The sequence below is a fragment of the Pseudomonas sp. ADAK18 genome, assembly GCF_012935695.1.
GTDB lineage: Bacteria > Pseudomonadota > Gammaproteobacteria > Pseudomonadales > Pseudomonadaceae > Aquipseudomonas.
In genome coordinates, this window is the sequence record NZ_CP052859.1 from 1860001 (window position 1) to 1886885 (window position 26885).

Genomic DNA, 26885 nt, shown 5'->3' on the forward strand with positions numbered 1-26885 from the left:
ACCATTCGGCCAAATTAAGACGCAGATAGTAACAATTTATCCCGTTTATGTGGGCATAAGTCTCTATCAGAAAACGCTTGAATCCCTCAAGCGTGCGGGATTGCCAGCAACCGTCGCGCCATTGCCTCGAAGGCGGGCAAGGTCACACTGTCGTTGGCGGCATTGCCAGCAATCGGATGAGAAGCGTAGCGGACAATTACCATTTCGGCCTTGGGGTCGATATATATGCTTTGGCCATGTACCCCGCGGGCCATGAAGGCGCCGTCCGGGTTATGGGTCACCCACCACATCGAACGATAGCTCCAGCCTTTCAACTGACCATAACCCGCTTGGGCAAACGCCTGTTTGTCGCCACCTTGCCGGATATCCGTCACAACACTTTCGGGCACGATCTGTTGCCCATTGAAGCGCCCACCGTTGCGCAGCATTTCGCCAAACCGTGCCAGGTCCCGCAGTCCGGTATTCAGGCCGCCGCCGGCGAACGGCGTACCGATGGAATCAACGGTGAAGTAGGCGTCTTGTTCCGCGCCGAGTCGGCTCCAGATTCGCTCGCTGAGCAGTTGGGCGACGTTGCGCCCGGTGGTTCGGGCAATCACCCAGCCCAGCACATCGGTATTCACTGTTTTGTAGCCGAATGCCCGGCCGTGTTCGCCCTTTGGCTGAACGGTTTGCAGGAACTCGTAGTAACTGCGCGGTCCGGTGTAGTCCTTGGGCTTGGGCAGCGGATTGCCGGCTTGGGCGTGGGCCCATACTTGGGCGTTGGGGTCTGCGTAGTCTTCGCTGTAGTCCAGGGCGGTGGTCATGTCCAGCACCTGGCGCAGTGTCGCACTGCCAAAGGCTGAATCAGCCAGTTCCGGAACATACTCGACGATCTTTTTCCCGGCATCGAGTGTGCCGTCTGCCACCAGCATTGCCCCCAGGGTGCCGATCACCGATTTGGTGACTGACATGGCCGCATGTTGCCCGTCTGGCTTGAGCACCCCAAAGTAGCGTTCATAGACAATGGCCCCGCGATGCAGGACCACGATGCCGTCGGTGTAGGTGGCGTCGAGGGTCTGGCGCCAGGTGAGGGGCTGGCTGGCGCCCACTGGCACAACGGACAGCTCATCAATCCCCGGCACAGGGTTTTCCGGCAACGCCAGTGGTGCGCCGAGCCCCCGGGAGACATTGACGGTGGGCATCAATTGGCGAAAATTGGCCACGCTCCAGCGCATGGCCGGGAAGCGGAAATAGCTGCCGCCTTCAAAACGCAAGGTACGGTCAGCCGGTGGCGGGGCGCCGACCATCCATTTGAGTGTCACCGGATCGCTGGCGGCTGCGTCGGGAAAGGTCGGCTGGGTTGCCGCGCTGGCGACGGGGCCAGCCAGCCAGAGCAGCGCACAGGTGGCGACGGTGAGCAAGGGGGAGATTCGCAGCATCAGTGGGCGCCTTGACGTCGGGGAGTCGCTCTGGACAAGGGCATGAGGGTGCTCATGGGCTCGAGTCCGTTCGAGAGGAGCGTCGCCTCTTGAGGCAACAAGTTTGGCAAAGGATGGGCCAAACCCGGGCAGTCGACAAGCGCCGTGGGTCAAGGCGGATGCTGAATAATCGTGCACCCTTGGGCAAATTGCTTTCGTTTGCGGTCTCAGGACGTGTAGCGTTATAGCTTCGTTGAACGCAACGACTTAAGCGTTGCTCCCGGTACCGCGAAGGCCTGGGAGCGATGGGGCAGAGGGATATGTCATGGCGCAAACGCTGTTCAAACTCTTCTTCACCCAACGCCTGGCAGCCTTGGCCAGCACCGAGTCGTTACGGGCCATACGCGAAGGGTTGTTGTGGATCCTGCCGTGCCTGCTGGTCTCGGCGGGTTTTCTGGTGTTGTCCGAATGCGCCCAGGTGCTGGGGTTCGACCCGCAACTGGTGACCTTCCTTTCCGGGTTGCACGCCAAGATCAGCTCGGTGATTCCGTTGCTGGTGGCGGCTTCCATCGGTTACATGCTGGCGATTCAACACCGGCTACCACAGTTGCCGGTGGCCTTCCTGTGTCTGGCCCATGTAGTGATCGCGACGTTCGTCCTGCGGGACCATCCCCGGGCAGCGGCGACTTTTATATTGTTTATCGCGATTGCTTCGCCGCTGCTCAACGTGCCGATCATTGCCTGGCTGCACCGACGCCGCTGGACCCGGTTGGTCAACGTGGATCTGGTAGGGCATAACCTCAAGGGCACCATCAATATGGTACTGCCGGGGGCGATCACGGCGGTGATCCTGGTGTGCGTGCTGTCGCTGTTGCTGCAAATTCCTCATATTGCGCAGATCGAGGGGCCGATGGCGCTCGATGCGCTGGAATCGCCCTACACCAGCGGGACGTTTGTTGCGGCGATCAATTCACTGCTGTGGTTTTTTGGTATCCATGGGGTCTATGCCATTCAGCCGTTGTTCGACGTCATGGAGCAGGCCGTTGCCCTCAATGGTGCAGCCCTGGCCGCAGGCGAGCCGATCAAATACGTGTTGAACGGCGGCCTGCTGGGGTGTTTTGCGTTTATCGGCGGGTCGGGTGGTTCATTGTGCCTGCTGCTGGCGATCCTGCTGTTTTCCAAGAGCCAGTCCATGCGCTTGCTGGCGGTGGCCAGCCTGCCGTTGTCGCTGTTCAATGTCAGTGAAGTGCTGCTGTTCGGTTTGCCCATTATTCTCAACCCGCGGTTGTTCATTCCCTTCCTGCTGGTTCCCGTGCTCAACGCGCTGCTGGCCATGACGGTGGTGCAGATGGGCTGGGTGTCGCCGTCGGTGGTCAGCGTGCCGTTTACCGCTCCAGTGTTGCTCAACGCTTACTTGAGCACCCACGGTGACTGGGGGGCGGTGTTGCTGCAGGTCGTGCTGGTAGCAGTGGGGACATTGATTTATATGCCCTATGTGCGAGCCATCCATCGGGCAGCAGAGGGCGGGACGGTGTACCTCAAATCCTTCGATACAACCTTTAGAGGGTTGGAGGAGAAGGGGCGCCTGCTGGAACTGGACCCGGTATTGGCGTCCCATAAAACCCTGGCCCGCCAGGCGAGTGAGTTGAGCCATATCCAGCAGATCAGCGACTACGAGTTTTACCTGGAATTCCAGCCGCAGGTGTCGACCACCACCGGCTTGTGTACCGGCTGTGAAGCACTAATGCGCGCGCGCGATGCCAAAGGTGTGGTGCATTCGCCCTGGGAGTTCCTGCAATGGTTGGCGCAGGCCAGGCTGATGCCGGATGTCGATGTCTGGGTGGCGACCCAGGCGGTACGGCAATACCAGAAGTGGCAGAAGGTGGGTTTCACGCTGCCCATGACCATCAATATTTCCAGCGCAACCCTGACGTCCCGGGCCTATGGCGACCGCTTGGTGGCGATTCTTGCCCAGGCCCAGGGCCAGGTGTCGGTGGAGATTACCGAGGATGCGTTGGTGGGGGACATTCAGGTGACGCGCCAGATGATCGAGAAGCTGCAGGGTATCGGTGCCAAGGTCTATATCGATGACTTTGGCACCGGCTTTTCCGCCCTGAGTTATTTGCATCAATTCCCGGTGGACTTCATCAAGATCGACCGCAGCTTCGTGGTGGCCCAGCACGACCCCAAAGGTGCCCAAGTGCTGACGGGCTTGTTGCGTTTTTGTGAGGCGTTGAACCTGGGTGTGGTGGTGGAGGGAGTGGAAACCGCCGAACAGTTGGCCTTCCTGCAGTCTGGATCGGAGCTGATTATCCAGGGCTGGTATTTCAGCAAGGCGCTACCGGGTGATCAACTGCAGGGCTTTGTCCGCGATAGGGCGGTCAAGGCCGCAGGCTAGTGTATTCCTCGTGTGTCCGTTGTACTTCTTCAACCAGCCGGTCAATTCCCGCAAGCCGTGCCCGGTTGTCATGATCCCAAGGATGAAACCCCGGCTTGAAGTAATGCATCCACGGCCGTGCCATCCGTGGAAACACGCCCTTGGACCCGTATAGAAACTTGAGCATCCGCCAGAACCCCTTCAGGTGTCCCCCGGCGCGGCGGTCGGCGATTAACAGGTGCAGGTGAAAATCAAACACCACCAACCAGAAGAGCACCGTGGTGAACAGCATAGTCCCGGTGCGTAACAGGTAGCGCTTGGGCCCTGGTTTGATCACCGTATTCCAGACGTCAAACGCCACCGCCTTGTGCTCTGTCTCCTCCAGCGCATGCCAGTACCACATCTGTTGATAGCTCTTGATCGACACACCAAAGCGTGAAGGGTCGCTGAGGAGAATTTCGGCCAGCATCGCGGTGTAATGTTCCAGGGCAATGGTCACCGCCAGGTTGAACGAGGCGGGCAGGTGCTTCTTCTGCAAGTCCAGTATCACTTTCAGTCGACGGTCCAGGGTATGTGCCGGCAGGCCGGCGGCTTGCAGCAGGTCGTTGTAGGCCACATGTTCACGGCTGTGCATGGCTTCCTGACCGATGAATCCTTGGACTTCTTTCTTCAACTGCGGGTCTTCAATGCGATCGCGGTAGTGGCGCACGCTGTCCATGAAGAACAATTCGCCCTGAGGAAACAGCAACGACAAGGCGTTGAAGAAGTGGGTGATGAAGGGGCCTTGCTCGTGCCAGTTCTTGATGTGCTCGGCAGGCAGGGCAAAACGCAGATCGCGACGAATGGGCAGCATGTTGGGTGCTCCGTGGCGTGATGAAAAGTTAGAGACGGTGTTCGTCCTGGGTTTCAAAGGCCGGTGCCTTGGCCTTTTTTGGGGCCATGCGTTTGCTGGCAAATACCACCAGCGCCTGATAGGCCGCCGGCAGGCAGCGCGCGAGCAGGTCCAGGGCGTAGGCGTCGCGGCCGATCAGCACGCGGCGCTTGTTTTTACGCACACCGTGCAGGATCACTTTGGCGGCCTGGTCGGCGTCGGTGATGAATAGTTTTTCGAAGTCGGCCCGGGCCTGTTGTTCGCTGTGGATCAAGAAGCCGTTCATGTTGGGATCGATCCGGCTGCTGCGGCAGATGTCGGTACGAATCCCACCGGGATGTACGCAGGTAGCCGAGACGCCGGCACGTTGCAGGTCCAGTTCCTGGCGCAGGGATTCGGTAAAGCCGCGCACAGCGAACTTGGTGGCGTTGTAGGCACTCATTCCTGGTTGGGCGAACAGGCCGAATACGCTTGAGGTGTTGACCACATGCCCATCGCCGGAGGCCTTGAGGTACGGCAGGAAGGCCTTGGTGCCGTGGACCACGCCCCAGAAGTTGATGCCGACGATCCATTCCAGGTCGGCGTAGTCCACACCTTCGACGGTGCTCGACAGGGCGACTCCGGCATTGTTGAAAATCAGATTGACCTGGCCGTGCTCGGCAAAGCAGAGGGCAGCCCAGTCGAGCATCGCCTGGCGGTCGGAAACATCCAGCACTTGAGAGGTGACGAGCACGGGCGACAGGGTCGAGGTCTTCACCAACTCCACCGTCTGGGCCAGGCCTTGGCTGTTTTTATCGGCCAGGGCCAGGTGGCAGCCCTCCCGGGCTAACGCCAAGGCCAACGCGCGGCCCATGCCTGATGCGGCGCCGGTGATGGCTGCTACGCGGCCGGTAAATGATTTCATGACAGGCTGCCCTCCGCCGTGGTGTTGGGGTGCGAAACTGGACGCGAATCAGCCGTAGCGGGTGCCGTGCTGACCACGTAATCCTTAAGGGAAAAGTGCCGGGTGACCTGTTTGAAGCGCCAGGTCGAGCCGGGCCACAAGGTGGTGTTCTTGCCGGTACGCGGGTCCAGGTACCAGCTTTGGCAACCGCCGGTGGACCAGATAGTGCGTTTGAGTTTTTCTTGCAGATTGAGGTTGTAGGCGCTTTCCACGGCAGGCTTGACGTCTATCGTGTCGATGCGTTGTCGCTGCATCTGCTGCAGGGCATCGAGGATGTAGGTGACCTGGGCTTCGATCATCAGAATCATCGAGTTATGCCCCAGCCCGGTGTTGGGGCCGACGATCAGGAACAGGTTGGGATAGCCCGGCACCGTGGTGCCCAGGTAGGCGTGGGCGCCGTCGCGCCAGGTGTCCATGATGTCGACTCCGTGGCGGCCGATGATGCAGCCACGGGGCAGGGGATCGGTGGCCTGGAAGCCGGTGCCGAAAATCAGGCAATCCGCCGGGTGCTTGATGCCGTCAGCGGTGATCACCCCATCGGCTTCGATACGCACCACGTTGTAGGTGACAACCTGCACATTGCTGCGCGAGAGCGCTGGGTAGTAGTCGTTGGAGATGAGTATGCGCTTGCAGCCGATGGTGTAGTCGGGGGTCAGGGTTTTGCGCAGGGAAGGGCGGGTCACTTGTTTATGCAAGTGACCCACGGCGATCTTTTGCACCACCTTCATCAGCTTCGGGTGCAGGGCAAAACCCACCACGCGACTTTCCAGGGCCAGGTAGAACGCCCCGCGAACCAGGCGCTGGGTGAAGGGCAGGTATTTGAAGGTCCAGCGTTCAAACCGCGAAATCGGCCGGTCCCGCTTGGGCATGATCCACGGTGGGGTACGTTGGAACAGGTCCAGGTGCGCCACGTGCGGCGCAATCTGCGGCACGAACTGAATGGCGCTGGCGCCGGTGCCGATCACCGCCACACGTTTGCCTTTCAATGAATAGTCGTGGTCCCACTGTTGGGAGTGGAAGCGTTTGCCCTTGAAGCTGTCCAGGCCGGGAATGTCCGGCAGTGCGGGGCGCGACAGGCCGCCCATTCCCGACACCAGCACCCGGGCGCTGACCTGGCGGCCATTGCTGAAGCGCAGGTTCCAGCGTTGCTGCGCATCATCGAATACGGCTTGGTCCAGGCCCATGCCGAAGCGCAAGTAAGACGCCAGCTCGTAACGCTGAGCGCATTGTTCCAGGTAGGCGCGGATCTCGGCTTGGGGGGCGAACTGGCGTGTCCAGTCCGGGTTGGGCGCGAAGGAAAACGAATAGACATGCGATTGCACGTCGCAGGCGCAGCCGGGGTAGTGGTTGTCGCGCCAGGTGCCGCCGAGGGTGTCCGCCTGCTCGGCAATAAAGAAGTCGTGCTGGCCTGCTTCCTTGAGTTTGATCGCCATGCACAGCCCGGCGAAGCCTGAGCCAATGATGGCGATGTCGACGCTATCCCTCGTACTGTCCTGCTGGGAGTAGGCATTCATAAGGTGTCCCTCGTTGGCGCTGCGCGCCTTGCGGGTTGAGGCATCGGATTGGCTCCTGTTTTTGTTATGGCTTGGGCGAACTGATTCGCCACAAATAGATAGAACACCATTGCAAAGAAAAATTGAATTAATTATTTTAAAAAACATTTTAAATAATGTGCCTGAAAAATATCGCCTACGCTACGAACCAGTTCCTCAGGTGCGAGCTGTCCGACGGATGAGCGTTTTACGCATGCAGCAGGGTCCAGGGTGTGGACGATTGGCTAGGGGCTCGATCAATTCCGGTCGACCTCCAAGCACAGGGAAGCAGAGGACCGAGCTATGGCTGTTGAATGGGTTGTTGCTGCGGGTGTGTTTGTGGGGGCCAGTGCGGTGTTATGGGGCATCAGTGCCTGGATGACACGGCGTATCGAAGCGGCTGTTCCGATCAACGGGCGCTTTCTGGAGGTCGATGGCGAGCGCTTTCATTATGTAGAAGAGGGCAAGGGCCCGCCGCTGGTGATGATTCACGGCTTGATGGGCAGCAGCCGTAACCTGACCTATGCCTTGTCGGCGCAGTTGCGTGAGCACTTCCGGGTGATCACCGTCGACCGGCCGGGCTCCGGGTATTCCACTCGCCACAAAGGTACGCCTGCCGACCTGCCGGGCCAGGCCCGGCAAATGGCGACTTTTATCAAGACCCTCGATCTGGGTCAGCCCCTGGTGCTGGGGCATTCCCTGGGTGGGGCGATTTCCCTGGCGCTGGCTCTTAATCATCCCCACGCGGTTTCAGGATTAATCCTGGTGGCGCCTCTGACTTATCCTCAAGGCATGTTGCCGTTGGTCTTCGTATCATTGGCCGTGCGTCCAGCGTGGTTACGCCGCTGGGTATCGCGAACGCTGGCGGCACCCTTGGGGATGCTGACCAAGGGCTCGGTGGTCAAGGGCGTATTTGCGCCCGATATTGCCCCGGATGATTTCTCTACCCGAGGTGGTGGTTTGCTGGGGATGCGCCCCGATAATTTTTATGCCGCCTCCAGCGAGATTGCCCTGGTCAACGATTATCTGCCAGAGATGGTCAAGCGGTACCCGCAACTCAGCCTGCCGATTGGCTTGATCTATGGCTCGAGGGACAAGGTGCTGGACTTTCGCAAGCATGGCCAGGCCCTGGCGGACAAAGTGCCCGGGCTGAAACTGCAATTGGTCAACGGTGCCGGGCATATGCTGCCGATCACCTCCCCGGAGCGCATTGCGGCCCTGGTCGAGCAGGTGGCCAAGCGTGCCAGGCCAGCGCAAAGCGCCACGATCCTGCACCCGCCCTTTGCCCTGGCGAGCAAATAATTGTGGCAATCGCGGCGTGCTCAATAGTCCTCAAAGCTTGCTCTAGACACCTGACCGAACAGATGAAAAAGAGACTGTGCGGTCACGTTTAAAAGGGCTCGAGAAAGTAGTTGACGACCTAACGATTACGCGCTATTTATTTAAAAAAATATTTCAATGTTTGTTTTGAAATGATTTTTGAAGTGCCTAAGAGCGAATAAAATAATGAAAAAAACGTCTTTTATCGCATGGTTGATTTCCTGGAGCAGTCATCGCTCCCTGAACCTGTTCACCGTTCATTTTGCTTCCCTGCCATGCCGCGTTGCGCCAAGCGCCCGGAGGTTGCCATGAATCAGACCCTGGCAGCTCCGCACGTCTGGACCGATGGCAAACGCCACTTGTGGTGGCTCGGCATCATGCCCCTGGCAACTCCTTTGCTCTCCGGCGCCCTGGCCATTACCACCGGTGTACAGCAACTGTGGTGGGTCGGCGTACTGGTGATCTTCGGCCTGATCCCGCTGATCGATGGCCTGTTGGGCGAAGACGTCAGCAACCCGCCGGAATCCGCCGTCAGCGGCCTTGAATCCCAAAGCTACTATCGCTGGATCGTCTACACCGGTGTGCTGTTTGTTATTTCCTCGGTGATCATCACCGGTTGGCTGGCAGTCAGCGGCATCGACTGGATCATCAGCGGCGGCTTGCTGCATGCCACCGCGTCGATGGATCCGTCGAGCTGGATGGCACAAACCGCCAGCTTCATCACCGCCCGCACGCAGTTACATGGTGAAGTCAGTTGGTTCACCTACCTGGGCATGGCCATGTCCACTGGCGCTGCCACCGGGATTGCCATCAACACTGCCCATGAGCTGGGCCATAAGCCGCGCCTGTTGGAAGTCATCCTGGCGAAGATCACTTTGGCACCCACCTTCTACGGACACTTCTACACCGAACATAACCGCGGCCATCACGTTCGTGTTGCGACACCGGAAGATCCGGCCAGCTCGCGGTTGGGGGAGAGCTTCTGGGCCTTCCTGCCACGCTCGGTAGGGTTCAGCGCGCGGTCGGCCTGGAACCTGGAGCGTGAACGTCTGCGCAAACTGGGGCTGCCGGCCTGGCATTGGAAGAACGGAGTACTGAGTGCCTGGATGTACAGCGTGGTGTTATGGGGCGCGATGATTGCCTGGCTGGGGGTTGGGGTGATTCCGTTCCTGGTGATTCAGGGTGTCTACGGCTTCTCGCTGCTGGAAGTGGTGAACTACGTCGAGCACTACGGTTTGATGCGCCAGAAGTTGCCTAACGGTCGTTATGAACGTTGCTCGCCTCGGCACTCCTGGAACAGTAATCGAATTGTCACCAACATCTTTCTGTTCCAGTTGCAGCGTCATTCCGATCACCATGCCAACCCGACTCGCAGTTATCAGTCTTTGCGCCACTTTGATGAATCGCCGCAACTGCCTTATGGCTATGCAAGCATGATTGTCTGGGCTTATGTGCCGTACTTGTGGCGTCGCCGGATGGATCATCGGGTACTCAAACATTATTCGGGTGAGGTGACATTAGCCAATATCCACCCGCCAAAACGTTTGAAGATGCTGGAGAAGTACGGCAATACCAGTAGCTTTTGATATGAAGTAGACAGTTGTTGAAGTACTCGGGATCTGTGTATCGCGCAGGTTTTTATCGCCCACGGTTTGCCGATTTCGAGTACTGACTAGTTGCACGAAAGTTGTTTGACCCGAACAAAAATAAAACCAAGGGAAGGGCGTCAACCATGCAAACCACTGCCAAGTTCACCACCCATATTGTACTGGCTGCACTGGGTCTTATTGTCTATCACCAGGCCCAGGCTGCTGCGCGTATCGAACCCGCCGGCAGTGCGTTTACCGCCCAGGGTCCTATCAGTTTCTCCAAGGGTGCCCTCATCAGCGCCGACTGCACCATCAAAGTGGCCGGCAAGGTGGCGGCGGATGGTGCGTCAGTCAGTGTCGACAAAGTCGTGTTCGACGGCGGCCTCAAGTGCAGTCGGGTTGAGGCGACAAACCTGCCCTGGATATTAGTGGCCAAAGATACCAAGAGTGGCTCGATGTCGAAAATCAGCGTCGACGTGCACGCGTTCGGCTTGGGTGGTAAGTGCGGTCCATCCACGGCCGATGGCACCTGGGATAACGCCACCGGCAAGTTGGAGGCCGCAAACGTCCCTATCGGCGAAGACTGCACCATCAAAACGGTGTCGATCAAAATGCCGCCGACTTTCAAGGTCGTCGAGTAAGCGCATTCGAATGTTGTAGCGGTAATTGAATTGAGATTTGGCTGGAAAGGGAAGTTCTGCAGTTTCACCGTGACCTCTCGATCATGGCCATTACCCCCCGGCGAAATGATTCGCCATACATGTGAGGAAAAACAATGAAAAGCTTGAAAACCCTCGTTTGTGCAACTTCTTTCGCAATGTGCTTTGGCGCCGCTTCCATGGCGACTGCTGCTTCGGTCTCGCCGGAAGGTCCGTTCTCGACGAATGCGGGCACCATTGTAGTGAAGTCGCCTTCGTCCTTCGGTGCTGCCGTGACCTGCGGCATCACCTTTACCGGCAACGTTAGCGGTGGCGTGGCTTCGATCAATGGCGCTTCCCTGACCGGCGGCGGTCTGTGCAGCCTGCCGACGCTGACCAACATCCCTTGGGTACTGACTGCTGCGTCTCCTACCACCGGGACTGTGACCAACGTGGGCTATAAGATCTCGTCGATCCCGGCCACCAACTGTGGGCCTACCACTATTAACGTCGCTTGGACAGCAGGCACCAAAACCCTCTCGGCGGCCAATCAGTCGCTGAGCGGCAACTGCACCGTGGTATCGCTGAGTGTCGTGGCACCGACGCTGTCGGTTAATTAACCACTGCAAGACTCCGAAAAGGGTTGATCACCCGTTGAAAGACCGGTGCCTCGCAAGAGGCCCCGGTCGAGGGGCGCCACCGGCGGAGCCGGTTGTGAGCGGTATTTATTGTCTGGGGAACATGGCAATGCAAAGCCTCAAGAAAACAGCACTTTTGGGCTCGATGTTACTCAGCCTGGGAGTTGCCTCATCCATGGCGGGCGCGGCGGGGTTCAGTCCACCGGGGCCGTTTAGCAGTACCAGCGGTAATGTTGTATTGAAATGGCCAGCGACTTTCCAGGCGCCCATGACATGCAATCTCAGTGTGTCCGGGTCCATTGATGTGAACGGTGTGGCAACCATTACAGCTGCCTCGTTGTCGGGCAACAACGCGCTCTGCACCTTGCCCAAAGTGCAGGGGCTGCCCTGGAGCGTGAACCTGAGTAGCGCTTCACAAGGCACCATCACCAACATTGGATTCTCGATGCCCAATCTTGCGCGACCAGGCGAGTCCGTCTGCGGGCCTGGCAGCCTCGCCGTCACTTGGGATAACGCCGCTCATGTGTTGGGTGCCGCCAATCAGGCAATGAACAGCAACTGCACGCTGGTGTCGTTGAACGTCACGTTGGCCGGTTCGCTCACCACTCATCCTTGAAGTCCACGTATCAGTCACGCCGTTCCAGGACAGGCGCTCTTTGAAAGACGCCCAGTGGGTACACGATCAACCGGCAGGGGCCGGGCGCAAATAATAATAAGGAGTGCCGCATGAACAATAAGAAACAACACGCACAAACGTTACTGGGACTGGCTTTGCTGGGAAGCCTGATAACGACAGGGCAAGTGCAGGCGGGTGGCTTCTCCACACCGACCTATGGCGCTCCCGGTTGGGGTCGTGCCTTCGGTGGTGGTTCACTGTTCAAGAACGACCCGAGCTCTGCCTTCAACAACCCGGCGGCCATGGCATTCATTGATCAGAGCATCGCCCAGCAAACCGTCGATTATGCCCGGATAAAGATCAAGTACAGCGGCAAGGCTTACGACTATGCCGGTAACCCGGTCACCAATACACCCGTGCTGGATGACTTGGGCAACGTGGGTGACACGACGCTCAATAACAACAACGGCGGTCAAGGGGGCTTCACGGCCTGGCTGCCGACGGGTTTTCTGGTCATTCCGATCGGCGATCGTTTTGCGTTTGGCTTGAGCCAGGTTGTGCCTCAGGGGATGCGTACTACCTGGGATGAGGGTTCAAAGTTCCGTGACTTTGCAGTCGACACCAAAATCGAAACCGTGGGGCTTACGGGCTCGTTGTCGTTCAAGGTAAACGACGAGTTTTCGGTGGGTGGTGGTGCCATTGTTCAACGCAGTCAGGGCTTCGTCAGTCAGAACGTGGACTTGTACGCAGCGGCCGCCAACTCACCGGGACTGGGTGGGTCCGCGTTCCCGTCAGGCATCGGCGAGTCGTTGATCAGGGTCAAGGTCGATAATGTGTCGGTCGGCTGGTTTGGCGGTGTGGTCTGGAAGCCGACGGCACAAGACACGCTGGGTCTGAACTACCACGCCAAAATCAAAAACAAGATGACCGGCAAATATAACTTCAAGACCGATGCGGTAGGTCGTAACGCCATGACGACGCCCTTTGGGCCCAATGGCGAAACGCTGGTGGAATTCGCCTACCCGGGCCTCAAGCTGTTCCCGGACGGTGCTAACGCCAGTGTTCAGCTGGACATCCCGGCCACGGCGGCGATTGACTGGGTACACCAGTTCAACGATCGCTGGACCTTGGGCCTGAGTGCCCAGTGGACCGAATGGTCGTCGTTCCAGGACCTGACGCTCAAATCCGAGGGGGCGACGATTGTTGCTATTCCGTACAACTACAAAAACTCGTGGATGACGTCGATTGGTGGTGACTACAAAGCCACCGACGAACTCACCCTGCGTGCCGGTGTAGCGTACGACCAGACACCTACCCGCAACTCCACCCGTGATCCACGGATCCCGGACGGTGACCGCTACTTCCTGGCGTTTGGTGCCGGTTACGACATCAAGTATGTTCCAGGCCTGTCCATTGATGCAGCGTACTCGCACCAGTTCGTACAAACGGTCAACATCAAGACCAAGAACGTCGATCGACTGGGCGCAGGCCAACTGGACGGCAAGGCCGAGTCTTCGGGCGATGTGGTCAGCTTGTCGGCAACCTACAAGTTCTAAGATCGTCCAGGGCAGTCGGGGAGAGGGCATCAAGCGCATCTTGATGCTCGCTTCGCGCGGTTACCCTAGCACTCGTTCCAATCTCCTTTCCTTTTGAATAACAAGGCTGACTCGTTCAGCCGCTATTTTTTCGCCAAAGCATTAAATTTAAATTTAAAAACATAATTTGAAATTATCTTTCCAAGTTTGTAGTGTGGCTTTACGCCGCAGGTCTTATCGACCGGCCTGCGTATTGGCTACGCCCTGAATCAAGTGAGGTATCTCCATGGTTATCTGGTTATTGGCGGGACTCGCTGCGGCGATTGCCCTGGCGTATCGACAAGCAGCTGCCATCCTGTGGCTGGGCGCTGGGCTGATCTGGCTGGCGGGTGGTTATCTGTTCAACGCAGTGGCGGGTTTGGGGGGCACGGTCACAGCGCTTCTGGTGGTGTTACCGGCGCTGTTGCTTTCCATCAAACCCCTGCGCCGCAGCCTGTTGACGAGCAAGGCCCTGGGCCTGTTTCGCACGATCATGCCGGCCATGTCCGACACCGAACGTGCCGCCATCGAGTCCGGTACCGTGTGGTGGGATGCCGAGCTGTTCAGTGGCAAACCCCGTTGGGAGCGCCTGCTGCAAGCCGCGCCGGCCAGCCTGACGACGGAGGAACAAGCTTTCCTCGACAACGAAGTGGAAACCCTCTGCGACATCGCCAACGACTGGGAAACCACCCAGATCTGGCAGGACATGTCCCCCGAAGGCTGGCAGTACACCAAGGACGCCGGCTTCCTGGGGATGATCATTCCCAAGCAATACGGCGGCAAAGGTTTCTCCCACTACGCCCATTCCCAAGTGGTCATGAAGCTGTCGACCCGTTGCTCGGCGGCGGCGATTTCTGTGATGGTGCCCAACTCCTTGGGCCCGGCCGAACTGCTGTTGCACTACGGCACAGACGCCCAACGCAATTACTACTTGCCACGCCTGGCCCAGGGTGAAGACATCCCGTGCTTCGCCCTGACCAGCCCGTATGCCGGCTCCGATGCGGGTGCGATTCCTGACTTGGGCATCGTCTGCAAAGGGATGCATGAAGGCCAGGAAGTGCTGGGTTTCAGCGTCACCTGGGACAAGCGATACATCACCCTCGGTCCCATCGCCACGGTGCTCGGCCTGGCGTTCCGCGCTGAAGACCCGGACGGGCTGCTGGGCCAGCCGGGTTCCCTGGGGATCACCTGTGCGCTGATCCCGACGTCTCATCCGGGCGTGAACAGCGGTCGCCGTCATTGGCCCCTCAACGCGGTATTCCAGAACGGTCCCACCACCGGCAAGGATGTCTTCATTCCCCTGGAATGGGTCATCGGCGGCCGTGAGCAAGTGGGTAACGGCTGGCGCATGTTGATGGAATGCCTGGCGGCCGGGCGCGCAATTTCCCTGCCGTCGGCCAACGTCGGCCTGGGCAAGGTAGCGGTGCGCGGCACCACAGCCTACGCGGCGATGCGCAAGCAGTTCGGCTTGCCTATCGGCAAGTTCGAAGGGGTGCAGGCGCCGTTGGCACGCATGGCCGGGCATTTGTATGCCTGTGATGCGGTGCGCAAGGTATCGGTGGCGTCCCTGGATGCCGGTGAAAAACCGTCGGTGATCTCGGCGATTGCCAAGTACCACGTCACCGAGCGTGCACGAATCATCGTCAACGACGGCATGGACATCGTCGCCGGTAAAGGTATCTGCATGGGGCCGAACAACTTCCTGGCCCGTGCCTACCAACAAAGCCCCATCGCGATCACCGTGGAGGGCGCGAACATCATGACCCGCTGCCTGATCATCTATGGGCAGGGCCTGATTCGTTGCCATCCCTATGTGTTCCGCGAGATGGAAGCGGCGCGCAACACCGACCGCCGCAAGGCGCTGGTGGATTTCGACAGCGCGATGTTTGGCCATCTGAGCTTTGTGCTGGCCAATACCGTACGTGCTGCGGTGCATTCGCTGACGGGGGGGCGGCTGATTTCCGTGCCGGGTAAAACCGACCCGGCCCTGGCGTCCTACTACCGCCAGGCCAATCGTCTGTCGGTGGTGCTGGCGTTGACTTCCGACATTTCCATGGGTGTGTTGGGCGGTGCCCTCAAGCGCAAGGAAAGCATCACCGGGCGCCTGGGGGACATTCTGTCGCAGTTGTACATCCTGTCCTGCGTACTCAAGCGTTTCGAGGACGATGGTCGGCCCCAGGCGGACTTGCCACTGGTGCATTGGGCGGCCCAGGACGCGTTGTTGCGCGCCCATGAAGCCCTGGCTGAAGTACTCGATAACTACCCGTCAAAACCTGCGGCAGCGGTGATTCGCGGCTTGAGTTTTCCGTTCGGTATCCCGCAGCGCAAACCGTCGGATCGCCTGCTGGCCCAAGTGGCGGAACTGGTGCAAATCCCGGGGGAAACCCGCGACCGCCTTCTGGCCAATTCCTACGTTCCACGGCCGGAAATCGACAAGCTGGCCTATGGAGAACTGGCTCTGCGCCTGCTGCCACAAGTGGAAGTGATCGAGGCGCGCCTCAAAACGGCGATCAAGCAGGGCCTGATCGAACCGATGCCGATTTCTGCTACCGCGTTTACCGCCTGGCGCATCAAGGCCCGGGCGCTGGACCTGATCAGCGACGACGAAGACACGTTGCTGGGTCGCTATGTGGAATACGCCGACCACGGCATCCAGGTGGACGACTTCCCGCAGGACTTCGGGTTGCTGGAGGCGTTGCAGAAGCGTCAGCAAGCGCTGGAACAAGCAGAAAAACCCAGTGTGAAAAAACGCGTGAGCCAAGGCGAAAACGCATCGGTTAACTAAATAATGCTGGAGGAATGCGGTCCGTGTGGGAGCTGGCTTGCCTGCGATGCAGAGCACTCGGTACATCAGTTACATCGAGGTGATGCTATCGCGGGCAAGCCCGCTCCCACATGGGTCGGGTTTCCATGGCAAGACAGTGTTGTGAGTGAATCTATCCATGAGTGACAGCTACCTATCTTTCGTCAACTCCCCGTGGGGACGCTGGTTCGCCAAGACCGCCGGGTTGCCCCAGCCACTGCCGTTGCAGCGTCATCGCAGCGGCCAACAAGGGTTGGTCAACCCGGTGATCGTGGCCGGGGCAGGGCGTCTGGCGGATGAGATTCGGCGGATCTTTACGGCCACCGACACCGTGACCGCACAGCCGGCGACGATCAAGGCGCCGTCCACGGTCAAGGTTCAGGGCGCAGTGTTTGATGCCAGCGAGATTGTCGACCTCAAACAGCTGGATGAGCTTTACGCGTTCTTCCACACCAATGCCCGGCGCTTGGTGCAACACGCACGGGTGGTGGTGCTCGGCACCGCGCCCGAGCAGTGCAAGGACTTGCCTCAAGCTATCGCCCAGCGTGCCTTGGAAGGCTTGGTGCGTTCATTGGCCAAGGAGCTGCGTCGAGCGATTACCGTGCAGTTGATCTATGTGGCGCCGGGTGCCGAAAGTGCCTTGGAAAGCAGCCTGCGATTCTTCCTGTCACGACGTTCGGCCTATGTGTCGGGGCAAGTGGTGCGGTTGGAAAAACCGGTCGACCAACCCACCGATATCGATTGGGACAAACCCTTCAGCGGATGCCGTGCCTTGGTCACTGGCGCCTCCCGAGGCATCGGCCTGGCGATTGCCCAGGTCTTGGCCCGTGACGGTGCACAGGTAGTCTGTGTGGACGTGCCGCAAGCACAGGAGTCGCTGCAGCAGGCGGCCAATAGCGTTGGCGGCACGGCCTTGGCGCTGGATATCACCGCCGCCGACGCCGCACAAAAATTGCAGGATCATGTCAGCGAACACGGTGCCTTTGACGTCGTGGTGCATAACGCCGGGATCACCCGCGACAAGACTATCGCCAAGATGACCGAAGCTGCCTGGCGCAGTGTGTTGGCGGTCAATCTGGAGGCGCCGTTGCAGCTCAGTACGGCGTTGTTGGAAGGACAGGGATTGAAACCGGGCGGGCGGATTGTTTGCGTCTCGTCGATTTCCGGGATCGCCGGCAACCTGGGGCAAAGCAACTACGCCACCTCCAAGGCCGGGGTGATTGGCCTGGTCCAGGGCCTGGCGCCCCGGGCGGCGCAGCAGCAGGTGACGGTCAATGCCGTGGCTCCAGGGTTTATCGAAACCCAGATGACCGCAAAAATCCCGCTGATGATTCGTGAAGCGGGGCGGCGGATGAACTCGTTGTCCCAGGGCGGCCAGCCCATCGACGTCGCAGAAACCATCGCCTGGCTCGCCCATCCGGCCTCCGGTGGCGTCAACGGCCAGGTGGTGCGGGTTTGTGGCCAAAGCCTGTTGGGGGCCTGAACATGGAGTACGTGACGCAGATTATCGACCCGCCGCCGTCCCGCAACCAGCTGTTGTGGGATGGGGTGCGGGCCTTGCGCAAACCCAAGCTTGAAGGCGCACCGACGTTGCCGAAAGAGCGGCTGGTGCGCTCGGCGGTGGAGTTGTCCGCCACCGCTATCGCCGCTTATAGCCGGGCCTGTGGCTTTCGCCGTGAGCAAGGTGTGCCGTTGTCCTATCCTCATGTGCTGGCGTTCCCGCTGCACCTGATGTTGCTGACCCGTCCGAGCTTTCCATACCCCGCCAGCGGCATGGTGCACCTGGCCAATCGCATTCGTCAGCATCAGCGGCTGGAGGAGGGGCAGGCTTTGCGCCTGGAAGTGTATTGCGAACGTTGGGTCGCCCATCCCAAGGGCCAGGCGCTAAGCATCGCCACCCGTGCCTACAGCGCCGGAGCATTGGTGTGGGAAAGCGACAGCCTATATTTGCGCCGTGATGTTGCAGCGCCGGTAGGTGAGCCATGGAGCGACGCCTTGCCGTTGGAAACTGAAGGCCTGGCCCGCACCCAGCGCTGGGTATTGCCTGCTGACCTGGGGCGACGGTTTGCCAAGATTTCCGGAGACTACAACCCGATTCACACCTCAGTGATCGGTGCCCGATTGTTCGGCTTTCGCCGGGCCATCGCCCACGGCATGTGGACCCTCGGGCGCGCACTGGCTGCCCAGCAACCACCGGGTGGGCTGGAAACTGCTGAGGCCCATTGCGATTTCAAACTGCCGATCTTCCTGCCTGGCCAGGTGGCCCTGTGGAATGCCCCAGTGACCGGCCCACGCCGCGAGTTTGAAGTGCGCAACTTCGCGGGTGACAAGCCCCATATGCGCGGCCTGTTTATCTGGACTGCCAGATGACAGTCACCCATCGCTGTAACCCTCGTAACCCTCGACAGCTGTTACGAAGACGATGGTGATGGTGATGGCGAAGGCGAAGGCGAAGGCGATGACGATGACGAGGCTACGTATTGATTTCCAGAATGAGAGCCATCCATGAGTGACTACAGCTTTAACCCCGCGCCGACCCGTCGCGTGGCGATTATCGGCGGCAACCGCATTCCGTTTGCCCGTTCCAACACGGTGTACGCCCATGACAGCAACCAGGACCTGCTGGTCGCTGCCCTGCAAGGCCTGGTGGACCGCTACAATCTCCACGGCCAGCGCCTTGGTGAGTTCGCCGCCGGTGCAGTGATCAAGCATTCCCGGGATTTCAACCTGGCTCGGGAAAGCCTGCTCTCCACCACGCTCTCCCCAGAAACCCCGGCCTACGACCTGCAGCAAGCCTGTGGCACCGGCCTGGAAGCGGCCTTGCTGGTGGCTAATAAAATCGCCCTCGGCCAAATCGAAGTGGGCATTGCCGGGGGCGCCGACACCACCTCCGATGCGCCGATCGGCATCAACGAATCCCTGCGCCGCACCTTGCTTTCGGCCAACCGCGCCAAGGGCGCCGGCGCTAAAGTGCGCAGCTTGTTGAGCGTACGGCCTTCGATGTTTTTCAAGCCGCTGCTGCCACGCAATGGCGAACCGCGTACCGGCCTGTCCATGGGTGAGCATTGCGAAGAAATGGCCAAGCGCTGGCAGATCAAGCGCCTGGCCCAGGACGAATTGACCCTCATCAGCCATCAGCGACTGGATGCGGCCTATAAACGCGGTTTCTTCGACGACCTGATCAGCCCTTATCGCGGCCTGGCCCGGGACAACAACCTGCGGGCCGACGCCAGCCTGGAAAAACTCGCCGGACTGTCCCCGGCCTACGACCGTCAAAATGGCACCCTCACGGCGGGCAACTCCACACCGTTGACTGACGGTGCCTCGGTAGTGCTGTTGGCCAGCGAGGCGTGGGCCGCCGAACGCGGCTTGCCAGTGTTGGCCTACCTGCGTACCGGCGAAACGGCGGCGGTCAATTTTGTCGACGGCAGCGAAGGCTTGCTGATGGCCCCGGCCTACGCTGTGCCAAGAATGCTTAAACGCGAAGGTCTGAGCTTCGCCGACTTTGATTTCTTCGAAATTCACGAAGCCTTCGCCGCCCAGGTGTTGTGTACGCTCAAGGCCTGGGAAGACGCTGACTACTGCCGCGAACGCCTGGGCCTGGACGTGCCGTTGGGCGTCATCGACCGCGCCAAGATGAACGTCAACGGTGGGTCCCTGGGCTGCGGTCACCCGTTCGCCGCAACCGGTGGCCGGCAACTGGCGGCGTTGGCCAAGGCGATTCATCAGCGGGGCGGCGGGCGTGGCTTGATCTCGATCTGCGCAGCCGGTGGGCTGGGCATCACGGCCATTGTCGAAAAGTAGCTCTGCCAAAAACAACAACAAGGAGACTGCCATGAACGCTGTAAGCCTGGAACAAACAGAACGCATCTGGTTGGACGCTTATCTGCCTGGCGTGCCAGCGGACATCGAGGCCGGGATCGAGGACTATCCGTCCTTGCGCGAGGTGTTCCTGGAGCACCTGCAAAAATTTCGTGAGCGCGTGGCTTATGTCAGCGTCGGCACCGAGATGACCTACGCCGACTGGCAGGTGCAGGGCATTGCGTTTGCGGCCTGGCTGCAGGCCCAGGGCGTGAAAAAGGGCGACCGGGTGGCGCTGATGATGCCCAACTGCTTGCAGTACCCGATCTGCCTGCTGGGCACGATCCTGGCCGGCGCGGTGGTGGTCAACGTCAACCCGCTGTACACCGCCCGTGAACTTCAGCACTTGCTCAAGGACAGCGGCGCCGAGACCCTGGTGATCTTCGAGAACTTCGCCCACACCCTGGAAAAGGTCGTCGCCACCAGTACGGTCAAGCGCGTGGTGGTGGCCGCCATTGGCGACTTGCTCGGCACCTTCAAGGGCGCAGCGATGAACTTCATTCTGCGCAGCGTGCAGAAGCAGGTGCCGAGCTTCAACCTGCCGGGCGCGGTGCGCTTCAACAAAGTACTCAGACAGGGGCGGGGCCTGACCTACCTTCCGGTGGCGATGGAGCGCGAAGACCTGGCCTTTCTGCAATACACCGGCGGTACCACCGGCGATGCCAAGGGCGTGATGCTCAGCCACCGCAATATCATCGCCAACCTGTTGCAGGCCAAAGCCTGGGTGGGTGATCAACTGGATCAGGACAAACAGGAAACCAACGTCACCCTGTTGCCGCTCTATCACATCTTTTCCCTGACGGTGAATTGCCTGATGTTCATGTGCCTGGGCGGGCGCAACATTTTGATCGCCAACCCTCGGGACGTGAAACGGGTGCAGATGATCCTGCGCAAGGAACGCTTCAACGGTATTGCCGGGGTCAACACGTTGTTCAACGGCCTGCTGGAAAACAAAGAGTTCTGTGCGCGGGATTTCTCCGACCTGCGGATGGTGATTGCCGGCGGCATGGCCACCCACACGGCTGTGGCCAAGCGTTGGAAGGAAGTCACCGGGCTGCCGATCATCGAAGGCTACGGCCTGACGGAGTGCTCGCCGGTGGTGAGCATCAGCCCCATCGACATCTCACGCATGCGAGAGATGGAGTTTACCGGCAGCATCGGCGTGCCGTTGCCGTCGACCTGGGTGCGGTTTATTCGTGAGGACGGTGAACTGGCGGAGGTCGGCGAGCAAGGTGAACTGCAAGTGCGCGGCCCGCAGGTGATGCAAGGTTACTGGCAACGGCCTGCGGAAACCGCCGAGGTGCTGGATGCCGAGGGCTGGTTGTCCACTGGCGATATTGGGGTGATGAATGAGCAAGGCTACATCCGTCTCGTCGACCGCAAGAAGGACATGATTCTGGTCTCGGGCTTCAACGTGTACCCCAACGAGATTGAGGACGTGGTGGCGCTGCACCCGGGGGTTGGGGAAGTGGCAGCGATTGGCGTGGAAGATGGCGTCACGGGTGAGCGGGTGAAAATCATCGTGGTGCGCAAGGACCCGAGCCTGACTCAGGAACAGATCCTTGCCCACTGCCGGGAATACCTGACGGGGTACAAGGTGCCGCGGTACGTGGAGTTCCGCACCATCGAATTGCCCAAGACCACGGTGGGTAAGGTGCTGCGTAGGGCGTTGCGTTAACAGCATCGATCTATCAAACACCGAGTTCTCAATGTGGGAGCGGGCTTGCTCGCGAAAGCGGTGGGTCAGGCAATGTATCCGCTGACTGATACACCGCATTCGCGAGCAAGCCCGCTCCCACACAAGCAGCTCCCACATTGGATCATCGCTGGGCTTCAGACCTCATCAATCCTGACCCAACGCTCTTCCCGCGCCGCCACGCGAATCGCCGTCGCCAGCCGCTCAACCTGCCATGCCGCTTCAAAGTCGGTGCCGTCCGCTCCCTGGCCCGCCAGCGCCATGATCAACTCCTGCACCTCCAGCGTCTTGAGCTCGTTGTACCCCAACTGATGCCCAGCAGCCGGGCTGAACGCCGCATAGCCGGGCAGGGCAGGACCGGCCAGCAAGCGCTGGAAGCCATCCTGGCCCGCCCGAAACAGCCGCAGCTCATTCAACCGCTCCTGATCAAATGCCAACGTGCCTTTAGTACCGCTGATTTCAAAACTCAGGTGGTTCTTGTACCCATGTTTGAGCCAACTGCTGCTGACCGTGCCGCGCGCGCCGTTGGCAAAGCGCAGCAGGGCATGCACCTGATCATCCACGGCGATCTCCCGCAGTTCCGTGCTGCCAGGCGTGGCAGGGCGGCGGCGGTGAACGGTCTGGGTATCGGCGCAGACACTCTGCACATCCCCCACCAGAAAGCGCGCCATGGACAACAGATGACTGCCCAGGTCTGCCAAGGCACCGCCGGCATGCCCCACTTCGCAGCGCCATGACCAGGGCGAGGTCGGGTCAGCCATGAAGTCTTCACTGAACTCACCCTGGAAGCTGATGAGCTCGCCCAACTCGCCGTTGTCGATCATCTGCCGTGCCAGGCTGATCATCGGGTTGTGCTGATAGTTGTAACCGACCCGCGTCACCACCCCGGCCGCACTGGCGGCGTGGCGCATGGCATCGGCTTGCTCCAGGCTGACCGCCAGGGGTTTTTCGCAATACACCGCCTTGCCCGCCGCCAATGCCGCCATGGCCATGGGGTAGTGCAAGTGATTGGGGGTGGTGATGGCAACGAGGTCGACCTTGGGGTCGTTGATCAGCTGTTGCCAGTCGCCATGGGCTTGGGCAAACCCCCAGGCGGTGGCGCAGCGCTGGGCACGCTCAGTGTCGGCATCGGCCAGGGCGGCCAGCTTGAGATTCACCGGCAGTTCAAACACCGCCCGGGCATTGTTGAATGCCAAGGCGTGGGCACGGCCCATAAAGCCCGTGCCGATCAGGCCGATTCCGAGTTCGCGCATAGCCGTGGTCCTTTGGATTATTGTTGTCAGGAAGGCTATTTATGGAATAAAAATTCCCTAAATTCAATAGATAGAATAAAAATTCATTGTCGGGGCGGATCATCCCGGCGAATGCCGCTACATTCAGCCCGCACCTGCACGCCCTTTAGTTAACAAAACATAACGTAGCGCCGATTGTCAGACGATTCCAAAGCCCGATAGGATGGCCGTGCTTCTCGCAAGGTGCTCTAGATTGCAGGTTTCAGCGCCCCGCAAAGCAATACGACCTAACAATAATAAATGGGAGAAAGGTCTATGAGTGAGCCTGTCATGGGTGGGGTGGTTTGCCGCCCGCGAGCCGCGCGCACGGTCGCGTTGCTGGCTACAGCGCTCTCGCTGCTGGGGGCCGTCGCATTGTCGACACCGGCCCACGCCGCCAGCGATACCGCCGCCCCGGCGGTGTTTGCCATTGAGTCGGCCAAGGCCGCCAAAAGCCTGATGATCGATGTGGTCCACGCCGGCAAGCGCCTGGTGGCCGTCGGTGATCGTGGGCACATCCTCTATTCCGATGACCAGGGCGCCACCTGGACCCAGGCCAAAGTACCCACCCGTCAACTGCTCACCGCTGTGTTTTTTGTCGATGACAAACAAGGCTGGGCGGTGGGCCATGACGCGCAGATCCTCGCCACTGCCGATGGCGGCGTCACCTGGACCCAACAATTTCAAGACCTCAAGCGCGAAGCGCCACTGCTGGACGTGTGGTTCAAGGACGCCAGCAACGGGTTTGCCGTAGGCGCCTACGGTGCGCTGATCGAAACCACCGACGGCGGTAAGACTTGGGACGACGTCAGCGATCGCCTGGACAACGAAGACCAATACCACCTCAACGCCATCGCCTACGTGAAAGACGCCGGCCTGTTTATCGTTGGCGAGCAGGGCAGCATGTTCCGCTCTGGCGACGAGGGGCAAACCTGGGAAAAGCTCGAAGGTCCCTACGAGGGTTCGCTGTTCGGTGTGATCGGCACCGCGCAGCCCAAGACCCTGTTGGCCTACGGCCTGCGTGGCAACCTGTTTCGCTCGACGGATTTCGGCAGCACCTGGGCGCCGGTAGAGTTGAACGCCGCCCGTGGCGCCCTGGAGTTCGGCTTGTCCGGGGCGACCCTGCTGGACGATGGTTCCCTGGTGGTGGTCGGTAACGGCGGCAGCGTGGTGGTGAGCCACGACGATGGCCTGACCTTCAGCGTATTCAATCGTGCGGACCGTATTTCGTTATCGGCGGTCACGGCGGCGGGCAACGGCAACTTGATTCTGGTGGGGCAGGGTGGCGTTCGTGTCGCCACGCCAACCGGTGCCGAGCTCTCAAAATAATAAGAAGGCGGGGATCAAATGAGCAGTCATCACAACGATAAGGCGACGTTTCTCGAGCGCCTGATTTTCAACAACCGCCCGGCAGTGATCGTCATCTGCCTGCTGGTCAGCGTGTTCCTGTTCTGGCAGGCGACGCTGATCCGGCCGTCTACCAGCTTCGAAAAAATGATCCCCCTCAAACATCCCTTCATCGAGAAGATGATGGAGCACCGTAACGACCTGGCGAACCTGGGCAACACGGTGCGGATCTCGGTGGAAGCCAAGGACGGTGACATCTTCACGAAGGAATACATGGAGACCCTGCGTCAGATCAACGACGAGGTGTTCTACATCTCCGGTGTCGACCGTTCGGGCCTCAAGTCCCTGTGGAGCCCCAGCGTGCGCTGGACCGAAGTTACCGAAGAAGGTTTTGCCGGCGGCGAAGTGATCCCGCAAAGCTATAACGGCTCCCCGGAAAGCCTCGACCAGTTGCGCAACAACGTGCTCAAGTCCGGGCAGGTTGGACGGCTGGTGGCCAACGACTTCAAGTCGAGCATTGTCGACATTCCGCTGCTGGAGTCCTATCCGGACCCGCAAGACCAGGGCAAGTTGCTGGCCCTGGACTATCGCAAGTTCTCCCATGAGCTCGAGGACAAGATCCGCGACAAGTTCGAAGCGCAGAACCCCAACGTCAAGATCCACATCGTCGGTTTTGCCAAGAAGGTCGGCGACCTGATCGACGGCCTGGTGATGGTGGTGATGTTCTTCGGTATCGCGTTTGTCATCACTCTGGTTCTGCTGCTGTGGTTTACCAACTGCCTGCGCAGTACGGTCGCGGTGTTGAGCACCACGCTGGTAGCGGTTATCTGGCAGCTTGGGCTGATGCATGCCCTGGGTTTCGGGCTGGATCCCTACTCGATGCTGGTGCCGTTTTTGATCTTCGCCATCGGTATTTCCCACGGGGTGCAGAAGATCAACGGGATCGCCCTGCAATCCAGCGATGCCGACAACGCCCTGACCGCTGCCCGGCGTACCTTTCGCCAGCTGTTCCTGCCGGGAATGATCGCGATCCTCGCCGACGCCGTCGGCTTTATCACCCTGCTGATTATCGACATCGGCGTGATCCGCGAACTGGCGATCGGTGCCTCGGTGGGGGTAGCGGTCATTGTATTCACCAACCTGATCCTGCTGCCGGTAGCGATTTCCTATGTCGGTATCAGCAAGCGCGCCATTGAGCGCAGCAAGAAGGACGCACACCGCGAGCATTCGTTCTGGCGCCTGCTGTCGAAATTCGCCAGCCCCAAAGTGGCCCCGGTGTCGATTTTCCTCGCGCTGATCGCCTTCGGCGGCGGCCTCTGGTACAGCCAGAACCTGAAGATCGGTGACCTTGACCAGGGCGCGCCGGAGTTGCGTCCGGACTCGCGCTACAACAAGGACAACAACTTCATCATCAGTAACTACTCCACCAGCTCCGACGTGCTGGTGGTGATGGTCAAGACCAAGTCCGAGGGCTGCTCGCGCTATGAAGCCATGGCACCCATCGACCAATTGATGTGGAAGATGCAGAACACCGAGGGCGTGCAGTCGGCCATCTCGTTGGTGACCGTGTCCAAGCAGATGATCAAGGGCATGAACGAGGGCAACCTGAAATGGGAAACCTTGTCGCGTAACCCGGATGTGCTGAACAACTCCATCGCCCGTGCCGATGGCCTGTACAACAACAATTGCTCCCTGGCGCCGGTGCTGGTGTTTCTCAACGACCACAAGGCCGAAACCCTCGACCGCGCGGTGCATGCCGTGCAGGACTTCGCCAAGGAGAACAACAAGGACGGCCTCGAATTTATCCTCGCGGCCGGTAACGCCGGGATCGAAGCCGCCACCAACGAGGTGATCAAGGAGTCGGAGCTGACGATCCTGATTCTGGTCTACCTGTGTGTGGCGACCATGTGCATGATCACCTTCCGCTCCTGGGCGGCGACCCTGTGTATCGTGCTGCCGCTGGTGCTGACCTCGGTACTGGGTAATGCGCTGATGGCGTTCATGGGCATTGGCGTCAAGGTTGCGACCTTGCCGGTGGTGGCGCTGGGGGTGGGGATTGGCGTGGACTACGGCATCTACATCTATAGCCGCCTGGAGAGTTTCCTGCGGGCCGGCCTACCGTTGCAGGAGGCCTATTACCAGACACTTAAATCCACCGGTAAAGCGGTACTGTTCACCGGTTTGTGCCTGGCGATTGGCGTGGCCACCTGGATCTTCTCGGCCATCAAGTTCCAGGCCGACATGGGCCTGATGCTGACCTTTATGTTGCTGTGGAACATGTTCGGCGCACTGTGGCTGTTGCCGGCACTGGCGCGGTTCCTGATCAAGCCCGAGAAGTTGGCAGGGCAAAAAGGCAACTCGTTGTTTGCCCACTGACCCTGCGGGAACGGCAAACAACCTGTAGGAGCGAGC

Annotated in this window: 19 protein-coding genes; 14 read left to right on the forward strand and 5 right to left on the reverse strand. The window is 59.8% G+C overall.

Annotated features, from left to right (window positions below; all coding sequences use genetic code 11):
* Positions 1-86: 86 nt before the first annotated feature.
* Positions 87-1418: a serine hydrolase gene (locus tag HKK55_RS08450; protein WP_169354228.1), complete on the reverse strand. Its 1332-nt coding sequence runs from the start codon at positions 1416-1418 to the stop codon at positions 87-89.
* A 304-nt stretch (positions 1419-1722) separates the two neighbouring features.
* Here HKK55_RS08450 and HKK55_RS08455 point away from each other — a divergent pair, with 304 nt between their 5' ends.
* Complete coding sequence (locus HKK55_RS08455; protein WP_169354229.1) at positions 1723-3795, forward strand: EAL domain-containing protein; 2073 nt, start codon at positions 1723-1725, stop codon at positions 3793-3795.
* Here HKK55_RS08455 and HKK55_RS08460 read toward each other — a convergent pair.
* The 3 genes from HKK55_RS08460 to HKK55_RS08470 are packed head-to-tail and all read right to left on the reverse strand — an operon-like array spanning position 3779 to position 7102.
* Positions 3779-4627: a metal-dependent hydrolase gene (locus tag HKK55_RS08460; RefSeq protein ID WP_169354230.1), complete on the reverse strand. Its 849-nt coding sequence runs from the start codon at positions 4625-4627 to the stop codon at positions 3779-3781. The two genes, HKK55_RS08455 and HKK55_RS08460, sit on opposite strands and share 17 nt — an antisense overlap.
* A 28-nt stretch (positions 4628-4655) precedes the next feature.
* Positions 4656-5549, reverse strand: coding sequence for an SDR family oxidoreductase (locus HKK55_RS08465; protein ID WP_169354231.1), 894 nt, complete (start codon positions 5547-5549; stop codon positions 4656-4658).
* Positions 5546-7102 carry an NAD(P)/FAD-dependent oxidoreductase gene (locus tag HKK55_RS08470; protein ID WP_169354232.1) on the reverse strand — a complete coding sequence of 519 codons (1557 nt, stop codon included), beginning with the start codon at positions 7100-7102 and terminating at the stop codon, positions 5546-5548. Before HKK55_RS08470 ends, HKK55_RS08465 begins: the two co-directional genes overlap by 4 nt.
* Positions 7103-7423: 321 nt before the next feature.
* Here HKK55_RS08470 and HKK55_RS08475 point away from each other — a divergent pair, with 321 nt between their 5' ends.
* The 11 genes from HKK55_RS08475 to HKK55_RS08525 all read left to right on the forward strand — a co-directional run bounded on the left by HKK55_RS08475 (position 7424) and on the right by HKK55_RS08525 (position 21837).
* Positions 7424-8422: an alpha/beta fold hydrolase gene (locus tag HKK55_RS08475; RefSeq protein ID WP_169354233.1), complete on the forward strand. Its 999-nt coding sequence runs from the start codon at positions 7424-7426 to the stop codon at positions 8420-8422.
* Between the two features lie 326 nt (positions 8423-8748).
* Positions 8749-10026: an alkane 1-monooxygenase gene (locus tag HKK55_RS08480; protein ID WP_169354234.1), complete on the forward strand. Its 1278-nt coding sequence runs from the start codon at positions 8749-8751 to the stop codon at positions 10024-10026.
* A 146-nt stretch (positions 10027-10172) separates the two neighbouring features.
* Positions 10173-10670 (forward strand): alkane oxidation protein activator PraA, encoded by a 498-nt coding sequence (gene praA / locus HKK55_RS08485; RefSeq protein ID WP_155584112.1) that lies wholly within the window; start codon positions 10173-10175, stop codon positions 10668-10670.
* Between the two features lie 134 nt (positions 10671-10804).
* Positions 10805-11287 carry an alkane oxidation protein activator PraB gene (gene praB, locus HKK55_RS08490; protein ID WP_169354235.1) on the forward strand — a complete coding sequence of 161 codons (483 nt, stop codon included), beginning with the start codon at positions 10805-10807 and terminating at the stop codon, positions 11285-11287.
* Between the two features lie 127 nt (positions 11288-11414).
* Positions 11415-11921, forward strand: a complete 507-nt coding sequence (gene praB / locus HKK55_RS29460; protein WP_336604608.1) for an alkane oxidation protein activator PraB — start codon at positions 11415-11417, stop codon at positions 11919-11921.
* Between the two features lie 110 nt (positions 11922-12031).
* Positions 12032-13477 carry an outer membrane protein transport protein gene (locus tag HKK55_RS08500; protein ID WP_169354237.1) on the forward strand — a complete coding sequence of 482 codons (1446 nt, stop codon included), beginning with the start codon at positions 12032-12034 and terminating at the stop codon, positions 13475-13477.
* A gap of 265 nt (positions 13478-13742) precedes the next feature.
* Positions 13743-16280, forward strand: coding sequence for an acyl-CoA dehydrogenase (locus HKK55_RS08505; protein WP_169354238.1), 2538 nt, complete (start codon positions 13743-13745; stop codon positions 16278-16280).
* 157 nt (positions 16281-16437) lie between these two features.
* Entirely contained in the window at positions 16438-17781 is a 1344-nt protein-coding gene (locus tag HKK55_RS08510) for a 3-oxoacyl-ACP reductase (RefSeq protein ID WP_169354239.1), read from the forward strand.
* A 2-nt stretch (positions 17782-17783) separates the two neighbouring features.
* Positions 17784-18668 (forward strand): MaoC/PaaZ C-terminal domain-containing protein, encoded by an 885-nt coding sequence (locus HKK55_RS08515; protein ID WP_169354240.1) that lies wholly within the window; start codon positions 17784-17786, stop codon positions 18666-18668.
* A gap of 135 nt (positions 18669-18803) precedes the next feature.
* The gene (locus HKK55_RS08520) at positions 18804-20102 is read left to right on the forward strand and encodes an acetyl-CoA C-acetyltransferase (protein ID WP_169354241.1); all 1299 of its coding nucleotides are present in this window, start codon (positions 18804-18806) and stop codon (positions 20100-20102) included.
* Positions 20103-20133: 31 nt separating this feature from the next.
* On the forward strand, positions 20134-21837 hold the full coding sequence (locus HKK55_RS08525; protein WP_169354242.1) for an AMP-binding protein: 1704 nt from the start codon (positions 20134-20136) through the stop codon (positions 21835-21837).
* Between the two features lie 155 nt (positions 21838-21992).
* On the opposite strand, the gene HKK55_RS08530 is transcribed toward HKK55_RS08525, so the two are convergent.
* Positions 21993-23108, reverse strand: a complete 1116-nt coding sequence (locus HKK55_RS08530) for a Gfo/Idh/MocA family protein (RefSeq protein WP_169354243.1) — start codon at positions 23106-23108, stop codon at positions 21993-21995.
* A 309-nt stretch (positions 23109-23417) separates the two neighbouring features.
* Between HKK55_RS08530 and HKK55_RS08535 the strand changes: the two genes are divergently transcribed.
* Both HKK55_RS08535 and HKK55_RS08540 read left to right on the forward strand, forming a co-directional pair.
* A complete protein-coding gene (locus tag HKK55_RS08535; protein ID WP_178128875.1) occupies positions 23418-24455 on the forward strand; it encodes a YCF48-related protein in 1038 nt (345 codons plus the stop codon).
* A gap of 18 nt (positions 24456-24473) precedes the next feature.
* Positions 24474-26849, forward strand: a complete 2376-nt coding sequence (locus tag HKK55_RS08540; RefSeq protein WP_169354245.1) for an RND family transporter — start codon at positions 24474-24476, stop codon at positions 26847-26849.
* Positions 26850-26885: the final 36 nt, after the last annotated feature.